Raw genomic sequence first — 7,832 nt, 5'->3', positions numbered from 1 at the left:
CTGCGTATACTACGCTACACCTTTTTATTCGTCAAGATCTTTTTTAAAAATTTTTGATCTCATTCACTAATCTTACTCACCGCCTGCTTGGCGCTGACTGCGTGTCAGTGGATGCGCATTATAGGGACTTAAAAAAATCATGCAAGGGGTTATTGTGTTATTTATTCCTGTTTGCTTTTTTTTTACGCAAGATACACTAAAAATAGACTAAAACAATACATTTTGATTAAAATTAATCCATAAATATTCAGCGAATTCATTATATTGTTTATAAGATTACACCAATAATTAAGATATTTCTTTTATTTTTTTAGGTAAATCTGCCAAACTATCAATTAGCCAATCGGCCTGAGCCAATGCTTCTTCAGTTATTGTATCGCCTGTTTTTACTAACACAGTCTTTTTAACGCCTGCTTTTTTACCCGATAATAAGTCCGATACTCTATCTCCCACCATATAAGAGTTAGCAATATCAATTTTTAGTTCTTTGGCTGCGGTTTGGATCATGCCGGGGTTTGGTTTACGGCATTCACACTTATCGATTAACGGATCATGAGGACAATAATACACGCCATCTAAATCAACACCGCGATCTTGTAACGACCAATCCATCCATTCTGTCAATGTATGGAACTGCTCTTCAGTAAATTTATTTCTAGCAATACCGGATTGGTTAGTTGTAATAACTAACAAAAAACCCATTTTTTTGAGTTCTTGCATCGCATCAATGACACCATCAATAAAATGGAATTTATCAATTGTATGTACATAATTATAATCGATATTAATGGTACCATCTCGATCTAAAAAAATAGCCGGTTTCATTTTTTCATTTTTCCTTTTAATTTAGATATTACTCTAATCTTTATATAGCATATTATTGATTGACTTAGATGTCTAGACGTCTTAATATTCACCCATTCATCTTTTGTCTTTATATATTATGATACAGCTACAGCATATTTCGAAAATATTTGAACATAATAAGACCCAAATTCATGCATTAAAGGACATCAGCATACATGTTCCTCAAGGGAAGATTTATGGCGTTATTGGCAAATCAGGGGCAGGAAAGAGTACGCTTATCCGTTGCGTTAACTTACTTGAAAAGCCGACTAGTGGTAAAATATTTTTCGATAATCAAGAAATTACTCACCTATCAAATAGAAAGCTAATTGAAGTACGCCGAAAAATTAGTATGATTTTTCAGCACTTTAATTTACTCTCTTCGCGCACTGTTTTTGATAATATTGCCTTTCCACTTGAGCTTAATAAAACTCCTAAAGCAAAAATTAAGCAAAAAGTGAACGACCTTATAGAGTTAGTCGGATTGACTGAAAAAGCAAACGTTTACCCTGCTAATTTATCTGGCGGACAAAAGCAACGCGTTGCGATTGCTAGAGCCTTAGCAAGTGATCCAAAGGTACTCTTGTGCGACGAAGCAACTAGTGCACTTGATCCAGAGACAACTCGATCTATTTTGAAATTATTGAAAGACATTAATCAAAAACTAGGTCTTACAATTTTGTTAATCACTCACGAAATGGATGTTGTGAAACAGATTTGCGACCAAGTGGCAGTCATCAGTAATGGTGAATTAGTTGAACAATCATCGGTTGGTGAGATCTTTTCCCATGCTAAAACCGATATTGCAAGACAGTTCATTCAATCGACCTTACATATAAATATTCCTGATGACTATTTAGCAAGGCTATCGCCAGAGCCTAAGGCAGGACTTAACCCTTTAGTTCGTTTAGAATTTACGGGAGTTTCGGTTGATTTACCTTTATTATCACAAATTGCCAAAGAATTTAATATCGAAAGTAACATCATTAGCGCGCAAATGGATTATGCTGGTGGTGTTAAATTTGGTTTAATGCTAGCCCAAATGGAAGGTAACCCTAAAAGTATTGCGTCAGCAATCCAATTCTTAGAAAAAAATAATACCAAAGTAGAGGTGCTAGGTTATGTTTGATTTTATTCCCGCTTTTAAACCTTTTGAATCTTTATTTCGATACTTAGCTCAATACAATTTTTGGGCCGATTTTGTTGCATTTTGTTCATCAATCAAAGGATTAAACGAACCAGTATTATTCAAAATAGCAGAAGCAACTGATGATACTATTTATATGATTTTTTTATCTGGTTTTTATGGAACATTAATGGGCTTACCATTAGGTATCTTGCTATATATAACTCGCCAAGGAAATATACTTGGAAATAATATAGTACATAATGTTCTTTCTTTTATAATAAATGTGTTTCGCTCAATTCCTTTTATTATATTAATTGTATGGATTCAACCGTTTACAATGGAAATAATGGAAATTTTTACAGGTAAAGGAACTTATTTGGGCAGAGAAGGAGCTATTGTACCGCTAAGTATAGGCGTTGCCCCTTTAATTGCCAAAATGATTGAAAATGCATTACTTGATCTTCCAAAAGGATTAATTGAAGCTGCTCGCTCTATGGGAGCAACACCGATACAAATTATCTATAAAGTTTTATTGCCAGAAACATTACCTGTAATTATCAACAGCATGACAATCTCATTAATCACGCTAACCGGTTATATAGCCATGGCTGGAGCTGTTGGTGCAGGAGGGCTTGGCGATCTAGCAAAACGATTTGGATATGAAGGTCATAACTATGATATGATGAATATATTTTTAGTGATATTAGTTATTATTGTCTTTATTATTCAATTTATTGGCAATAAAATTGTTAAACGTGTGTCTCATCAATAAACTTGGAGAAAATTATGTCAATTAAAAAGCTAGCATTAATCACCACATTGGTGAGTGCGTTTTTTTTAACTGGTTGTGATAATAATAAACAATCAGCCACAACAGATAACAAACCAACAGAGCCAGCTAAAGTAAATACGCTTAAAGTAGGCGTGATTTCTGGTCCTGAAGAAGAGGTAGCAGAAGTAGCTAAACAACAAGCGAAAGAGCTTTATAACCTAGATGTTGAACTAGTAATTTTTAGTGATTATGTCATTCCAAACCAAGCATTAAACGATGGTTTAATTGATGTTAATGCTTTTCAACATAAGCCTTTTTTAGATGAACAAATGAAAGAACGTGGCTACAAATTAGCTGTTGTTGGTAACTCGTTCGTTTATCCAATTGCAAGTTATTCTAAAAAACTCAAACCAATTTCTCAAACAGAAGAAACAGGTAATGGCGTAAAAGTCACTTCACCACGAGGTGAAACTTTCTTTATTCCAGCTAACTCAACAATTGCAATTCCTAGTGATCCTACGAATTTGGGCCGCTCATTACTTTTATTACAACATGAAGGAATGATTACGGTTGATAAATCTAAAGGTTTACTGCCGACTGTACTTGATATTACAAGCAATCCTTATAACTATAAGATCTTAGAACTTGAAGCTCCAATGTTACCTCGCTCACTAGATGATGCGCAAGTTGATCTAGCAATCATCAATAACGCCTTTGCAGGACAAGCGAACTTAACACCAAGCCAAGATGGGATTTTTGTTGAGGATAAAGAATCGCCATATGTCAACATAATCGTTTCGCGTGAAACTGATAAAGATAACGAAAACGTGAAAAACTTTGTTAAAGCATACCAAACTGATGCTGTTGCACAAAAAGCTAACCAAATCTTTAATGGTGGTGCGATTCGCGGTTGGTAATAGTAAAGTTATAATTATTGACTCACCTCAATACCGTCGGCTGAGCTCGACGGTATCCGTTCGTCGCTATTTTCACATAGTCAACAACAATAGTGTAAACTCAATCAAAAATCAATTATGACATATCAAATTGACCCCATCGGCATTATCCGCTCACCTTATAGTGAAAAATTTGCCGTTCCAAGACAACCTAATTTAGTTGGCGCTGGGCTAGGTGAACTTTATTTATCAGCTCCTTATAATGATCCTATCAGTGTTAAAGGATTAGAACAGTTTTCACATTTATGGCTATTATTTCTATTTCACCATATTGCGCCTGAAAAGTGGGGATTAACAGTTCGGCCGCCTCGTTTAGGTGGTAATAAAACGATGGGTGTATTTGCTAGCCGATCGCCATTTAGACCGAATCACATTGGATTGTCAGCCGTTGAATTAAAAGGTATTGTCGTTGAAAATAAACAGGTTATCTTAAAATTAGGTAGTCTTGATTTAGTTGATGGCACCCCCATTATTGATATTAAACCTTATCTACCTTATTGTGACAGTCATCCAGAGGCTCTTGCGGGATACGCGCAATCAGTTCCCGATAAAAAATTAACCGTTGAATTTTCACAAAAAGCACAATTAATATTGGATTTACAAAAGCAAAATTATCCCCAGCTTGCTGAGCTAATTACGCAAGTGATATCTCAAGATCCAAGGCCTGCCTACAAACAGAAAAATAGCAGTGAACAAACCTATGGAATAACACTTTATCATTTTAATATAAAATGGAAGATCATCAACAAACACGCCATTATTGAAGATATTCATAAAAGTGATATAAACGGTAACTAAAAATCATCAATTAAGTAACAAATTGATTTATAAATATAAATTAAAAAATACGCGAAACCGTTAAAAATAGTTTGTTCATTGTCACTATTCTGGTACATTGAATATGGGTTTAATTCCCTATATTTTATTTTCCCACTAAAGTTATATTTATAATTTTAGTGGTTTTTAGTGCAAGACTAATGATAATTTACCTTACGTTTACTTCTCATTTCAGCGATATCGATGGCATCAAACGAGTAATGCTTCCCACAATAATCACAATGAATATCGATATTACCGCCATCTTCCTTTAAGATTTCATCAACTTCGTTTTCGGGTAACGTCATTAAGCTATCTTCGCAGCGTTGACGTGAACAGCTACATTTAAAGGTAATTTCATGTGTTTCAAAAAGACGCACTTCTTCTTGATTATATAAACGATACAAAATCTCGTCAGTAGAAAGTTGTAATAACTCCTCACTCGTAATTGTCTCGGTTAAAGCACTAAGATGCTCAAATGATTCATCGGCATTATCATTAGCTGGCAAAACTTGCAATAAAATACCTGCTGCCATTGGCTTATTATTATGTACACCCGTTTTTACAAACAAGCGTGTAGGGAGCTGCTCTGATTGCATAAAATAGTTTTCGATACAACCAATAAGCGTCTCTTTTTCTAATCCTACAATACCTTGATAACGTTCGCCATTTTTGGGTGTGATAGTGATAACTATATAGCCATTACCCACCATATCTTTCAGTGTCGCATCATCAGCAATATCACCATTAACCCGAGCAACTCCGCGTAGTTGTTGCTGATCATTACCATTAACAACGGCTAAAGATAACGCACCATCACCTTGCAACTGAACAGCAATATCACCCTCAAATTTTAGTGTTGCGGTTAATAAACTGGTTACAACCAATAATTCACCAAGCAAGGTTTGTACCGCAACTGGGTAGGTATGGTTATCTAAAATTGCTTGATATGTTTGTTCAAGACGAGTAATTTCACCACGAATAGGATGGTTATCAAATAAAAACCGATTTAAAGTATCCATATTAACTATTGTCACCTTGTTGCCTATCATATTTAAATTTAATCAAATCACGCCGCTCCTTTTTGTCAGGTCTTCTATCCGGGTGCGGCATTGTCAATGCATTAAGCTTACGCGCTTGTGCTATTACTTCGCGTTTAGCAATACTGTCGGGGGTTTCTTGATAAAGTTGCTGAGCATCAGTGGCAGTTTTTCGCTGTTCACTAATAGCCAAAATTTGAATTGTTTTTTGATCTGAGCCTTGGCGAAGAGTGAGAGTTGCACCGACTTCAACAATTTTACTTGGTTTAGTGCGTTGACCATTATAATGTACTTTTCCGCCTTCAATCATTTCGCGAGCTAATGATCGCGACTTATAAAACCTTGCGGCCCAAAGCCATTTATCTAATCTTACAAGCACTATCACACCCTCATATTACACTTATTATTGCGTTTTTTACATTCAAACACACATAATGTCTTAAACATCTTAACAAGTTATATAAGAATGCTTTTACAAAAATCAATGCTCAGAATTAATAATATAATTTTTACCATTTGTAGAAAATGTACCTGAAAAACTAAATGGCAGTAATTTACCATGTAAATCGGCCGAATAATTCATGGTTTTTGGTGGTTGTTTTGCTATTTTCCATTCTTCTAGTAATGAACTTGCTATACCATAAGCATTAAGCTGAAAAGATAAGAACTCATTTTGCAATGGATCAAACTTTGCTTTTGACTCAATCATACCACCACTAACTAAAACGCTAAATGTTAACGATGCATGATTTTCGGCATCAAATTTTACAATCATATCAGGATAATTAATATCAACTCGATTAAACGACCCTTTTTCAGATTTAAAAGAGGTAGTACCTGAAAAGATCCCTAATTTTTGATCTTTGGCTAAAGTAACACCAGTGCCAGAAACTTGAAAGTTATATAACGTAAATGGAAAATCGCTATATTTTCTAATTAACAAACTTTGTAAAATGGTAAGCTTGTCTACTTCAATACGTCTAAAAATACTCGGTAATACCGGCAGTTCTAGCTTTTCAGGAAGCTGATAATTAATATCTGATAAAGTTAATTGATCTAGATGTAAGGAATTATCTTCCCACTTTCCAGCAAAATTTATACTGCCTTTATTCCATTTTGCGAGTACCTTTTCGATTGTCACTTCTTGGTTGTTGGATGATAATTGTACTAATACTGATGCAAACGTCTCATCATGCCAAACAACATGATCGGCATTAAAAACAAAAGCGCTTTGATCAAAATGCCATTGACTATCATAACGAATATTGGTTGCTTCAATATTACCTTTTTCAATTAAAAAACTAGGCAACTGTATGCTACTTTCAAATATAGATAATTGTTTAATCGTCGACTTTGGTAGAAGATGAGAATATTTATCCAAAAAATCCTCTTCAGTTGATTGTAAATTGATATTATGCAGTTGTAGCTGATCAATATTCAAACTATTGTCAGCAAGTACTTTTAATTTACTTACAAAAAAACCATTATCAATATTACCACCTAAATTAGTCACGGTTGTAATATCATCGCGATGAAATCCTTGAATAAGCAGTGATTTGATAGAAATTTGGTTGACCAACACGGATTGCGAAGAAAAATCAAATTGATATTTATTTTCTCCTGATAAGGAAAATGGTTTAACGCCACCATTAAGCTGAGTGAATGAAAGTTCATCAGCCCCATTATTAATCGAAACATTAGCAGTTGAATTAACAAACTTTAGCGTATTTGCTGAAAAGTTATAATGGCTAGATTTACCATCATTATGAATATAATTAATAGTACCATCAATAACAGTAACATAATTAAAATGTGTTAATTGCCAAAGATCACTTTTATCCAAGCCAACAACTAAGGTCGGAACATTAACAATCTCTTGCTTATCATCAGTTATAACCACATCATCAAAAACTAACTCATAAAAGTTTGAAAAAGAGTGATGAACTTTGCCTATTGAAATAGTATAAGAACTTAATCTAGATAATTGCTGGCTAACAATTTTGGCACCCCAAGAAGTTTGCACAACAAAATAAGACAATAATACAAAAAAACAAGTAACAAATAAAAAAGTGATTATGTAAATCCGTAATCGTAGCATAAATAATTTTAATTTTTTGTAAAGAAATGTTAACGCATTCTAGTACAATAACTTATTTTAATCAAAATAGCATTTCATTTTCAATATAAATCATTTGTGGTTAGGCTGGTTTTACAGTTAAGATATAGACATATGCAACGATATTTTTTTAAATAATTAACTGAACAACTCACTT

At 34.0% G+C, this 7,832-nt stretch carries 8 protein-coding genes; 4 read left to right on the top strand and 4 right to left on the bottom strand.

Annotation, left to right across the window (positions count from 1 at the left end; genetic code table 11):
* Positions 1-288 precede the first annotated feature (288 nt).
* Entirely contained in the window at positions 289-825 is a 537-nt protein-coding gene (gmhB, locus tag GYX25_RS11050; protein WP_091350717.1) for a D-glycero-beta-D-manno-heptose 1,7-bisphosphate 7-phosphatase, read from the bottom strand.
* Positions 826-943: 118 nt separating this feature from the next.
* Here gmhB and metN point away from each other — a divergent pair, with 118 nt between their 5' ends.
* The 4 genes from metN to tsaA all read left to right on the top strand — a co-directional run bounded on the left by metN (position 944) and on the right by tsaA (position 4,501).
* A complete protein-coding gene (gene metN, locus GYX25_RS11045; RefSeq protein WP_091350715.1) occupies positions 944-1,975 on the top strand; it encodes a methionine ABC transporter ATP-binding protein MetN in 1,032 nt (343 codons plus the stop codon).
* A 91-nt stretch (positions 1,976-2,066) separates the two neighbouring features.
* Positions 2,067-2,747 carry a methionine ABC transporter permease gene (locus GYX25_RS11040; RefSeq protein WP_425337797.1) on the top strand — a complete coding sequence of 227 codons (681 nt, stop codon included), beginning with the start codon at positions 2,067-2,069 and terminating at the stop codon, positions 2,745-2,747.
* Between the two features lie 14 nt (positions 2,748-2,761).
* On the top strand, positions 2,762-3,664 hold the full coding sequence (gene metQ, locus GYX25_RS11035; protein WP_091350710.1) for a methionine ABC transporter substrate-binding lipoprotein MetQ: 903 nt from the start codon (positions 2,762-2,764) through the stop codon (positions 3,662-3,664).
* Between the two features lie 117 nt (positions 3,665-3,781).
* Complete coding sequence (gene tsaA, locus GYX25_RS11030; protein WP_180214387.1) at positions 3,782-4,501, top strand: tRNA (N6-threonylcarbamoyladenosine(37)-N6)-methyltransferase TrmO; 720 nt, start codon at positions 3,782-3,784, stop codon at positions 4,499-4,501.
* 176 nt (positions 4,502-4,677) lie between these two features.
* Here tsaA and hslO read toward each other — a convergent pair whose 3' ends face one another.
* The 3 genes from hslO to GYX25_RS11015 form a co-directional block, all read right to left on the bottom strand.
* A complete protein-coding gene (gene hslO, locus GYX25_RS11025) occupies positions 4,678-5,550 on the bottom strand; it encodes an Hsp33 family molecular chaperone HslO (RefSeq protein ID WP_174787375.1) in 873 nt (290 codons plus the stop codon).
* Positions 5,543-5,938, bottom strand: a complete 396-nt coding sequence (gene hslR, locus GYX25_RS11020; RefSeq protein WP_245176393.1) for a ribosome-associated heat shock protein Hsp15 — start codon at positions 5,936-5,938, stop codon at positions 5,543-5,545. The genes hslO and hslR overlap by 8 nt, the downstream gene beginning before the upstream one ends.
* Positions 5,939-6,040: 102 nt before the next feature.
* Complete coding sequence (locus tag GYX25_RS11015; protein ID WP_238786114.1) at positions 6,041-7,657, bottom strand: hypothetical protein; 1,617 nt, start codon at positions 7,655-7,657, stop codon at positions 6,041-6,043.
* Positions 7,658-7,832 lie beyond the last annotated feature (175 nt).

The organism is Gilliamella sp. ESL0254, assembly GCF_013344985.1.
GTDB lineage: Bacteria > Pseudomonadota > Gammaproteobacteria > Enterobacterales > Orbaceae > Gilliamella > Gilliamella bombicola.
The sequence above is the reverse complement of the archived record's forward strand: the minus strand, read 5'-3'. Positions and strand labels throughout refer to the sequence as shown.